2 protein-coding genes are annotated in these 1,581 nt (G+C 56.2%); both read left to right on the top strand.

What is annotated here, in order from left to right; all coding sequences use genetic code 11:
* Window positions 1–197: 197 nt before the first annotated feature.
* The gene (gene nudC / locus ACR0B3_RS23870; protein WP_480811223.1) at window positions 198–1,181 is read left to right on the top strand and encodes an NAD(+) diphosphatase; all 984 of its coding nucleotides are present in this window, start codon (window positions 198–200) and stop codon (window positions 1,179–1,181) included.
* A 94-nt stretch (window positions 1,182–1,275) separates the two neighbouring features.
* Window positions 1,276–1,476 carry a hypothetical protein gene (locus ACR0B3_RS23865; RefSeq protein ID WP_480811222.1) on the top strand — a complete coding sequence of 67 codons (201 nt, stop codon included), beginning with the start codon at window positions 1,276–1,278 and terminating at the stop codon, window positions 1,474–1,476.
* Window positions 1,477–1,581 lie beyond the last annotated feature (105 nt).

Here is a 1,581-nt window from a genome sequence, read left to right as displayed (position 1 = left end):
AATCGGTGGTCGCAAAAAGCGTGGCCTTCAGCCGCGCGGACCGCGCCGTCCCTATGCTGATCTATCCCGCAGCCAAATCTCATCCCCTTCTGATGGGGGCATCATACAGCCATAAGGGTAGTTCTGGGCAATCCTATTCTTGTTGCACCCCGTTCACGTCTCTGTAAGGTTTGGGCGCGAAGCAAGGATCACATCACATGCCCCTTTTACAAACTGCCTCTGCGGTCACCTTTGGTGGATCGAATTTAGATCGTGCGGCGCATTTGCGGGATGATCCTGTGCAATTGGGGCAAATTGCAAAGGCGCATATCTTGGTTCTGTGGCGCGGCAAGGTGCTATGTCAGCGCGATTCAGAAACGGGTCTGGCGTCCTTGTGCTTTTTGCGAAAAGACGCACCGCTTTTTCGAGATCTCGCAGAGGAGGCGCGGTTGTTTTTGGGGCTGTCCGAGGATGGGGCGGCCTATTTTGCGCAAGACCTGAGCGATTGGAATCCTGAATTGCCAGAAGGGGTCAGCTTGAACTCCTTTGTTGATCTGTCCGAGCAGGCCCATCCAGATGCGCCCGAGGGCGCTGTGTTTTTGGAATTGCGCAGCATTATGATCACCCTGCCTCCACGCGCAGCAGAATTGGCGGCAACAGCCCGTGCTTTGTTGAATTGGCACAGCTCGCATCTCTATTGCGCCAAATGTGGCAGCCCTTCGCAGATGGTGCAAGCGGGGTGGCAGCGCAAATGCCGCGCCTGTGGCGCCTCGCATTTCCCGCGCACGGATCCCGTGGTGATCATGCTTGTGACCTATGGCGATCAAATTTTGTTGGGGCGTTCGCATGGTTGGCCCGAAAGGATGTATTCCGCACTCGCAGGGTTTGTCGAACCTGGTGAGACAATCGAGGCCGCCGTGCGCCGCGAAGTGTTGGAAGAAGCGGGGATCACCACGTCCGAAGTGCGCTATGTTGCCAATCAACCTTGGCCTTACCCCAACTCTTTGATGTTTGGCTGCCTAGCCACCGCCACAAGCACAAAGATTACGGTTGATCCAAATGAATTGGACGATGCGCGATGGTTAAGCCGCCAAGAGGCGATGGATGTCTTTTGTGGGTCACACCCAGAAATATCTTCGCCGCGCAAGGGCGCAATTGCGCGGTTTTTGCTGGAAAACTGGCTCGCAGATCGGTTCATATAGGCTGCAAAAGGTGCGCGACTGGGGTGGTCTTTGGCCAGACGCGCTGCCTTCACAGCGCGCAAAGGATCGGCGTATAGCATTGGGGTGATCAGCTATGAAATTCAAAGCCACCGAAGATATTGATGCCCCGCTGGAACTGGTGTTCGAGCGGTTTTGCGATTTTACGCAGATCGAAGCCGATTTGACGGGACGCGGCGCCAAGCTCGTGCGGGAAGGCAGGTGGTTGCAGCCCCGCAAAGGCACAGGGTGGTCAAGTGAGATCAAATTGCGCGGCCGTGCGCGCCCTTGGAGTTGAAGCCAACCACGTTAAGTGCGCGGCTAGTGATTCAATCTTTGAAACTTGCGCGGGGCCGCGTTTTGCAACGGATGACGGGCTATTTGGTGCGCCGTGGCAATGAGG

This window comes from Ruegeria sp. CE9 (genome assembly GCF_056537425.1).
Note: the sequence above shows the minus strand (reverse complement) of the source record. Positions and strands in the feature narration are given on the sequence as shown.

Coding starts and splice junctions, on each gene's coding strand:
- nudC (WP_480811223.1), top strand. CDS start 198: ATGCCCCTTTTACAAACTGCCTCTGCGGTCACCTTTGGTGGATCGAAT.
- ACR0B3_RS23865 (WP_480811222.1), top strand. CDS start 1,276: ATGAAATTCAAAGCCACCGAAGATATTGATGCCCCGCTGGAACTGGTG.